This window comes from Paenibacillus vini (genome assembly GCF_018403325.1).
GTDB lineage: Bacteria > Bacillota > Bacilli > Paenibacillales > Paenibacillaceae > Fontibacillus > Fontibacillus vini.
The window spans coordinates 1-387 of sequence record NZ_BOSL01000053.1 but is presented as its reverse complement, the minus strand read 5'-3'; the positions used below and the strand labels follow the sequence as shown (position 1 = coordinate 387).

Below are 387 nucleotides of genomic sequence, written 5' to 3'. Positions count from 1 at the left end.
GCTCCCCGAGGCAGTTTCGTTGTTCGCCACGTCCTTCTTCGGCTCCTAGTGCCTAGGCATCCTCCGTGTGCTCTTAGTAGCTTAACCTACACTACTTTATAAACTTGTTTTGACACAAGTTCAGCTAAAAGGAATGTTCTAATTCGCAAATTCTTCGTTTCGTTATCCAGTTTTCAAGGATCAAGTGACTGTGTTACCAGTCGTTTTGAGAGTTGAACTCTCAAAACTGACCAACGAGTGAGTAAGTTTTGCTAACCGTAAGTTAGCTATTTGAATGTTCTCGTTGCAGAGAACGATTCTCCATAGAAAGGAGGTGATCCAGCCGCACCTTCCGATACGGCTACCTTGTTACGACTTCACCCCAATCATCTACCCCACCTTCGGCGG

General features: G+C 45.7%; 1 rRNA gene. It reads right to left on the bottom strand.

Annotated features, from left to right (window positions below):
• Positions 1–306: 306 nt before the first annotated feature.
• Positions 307–387: ribosomal RNA gene (locus KJS57_RS26095) — 16S ribosomal RNA — on the bottom strand; the annotation flags it as partial.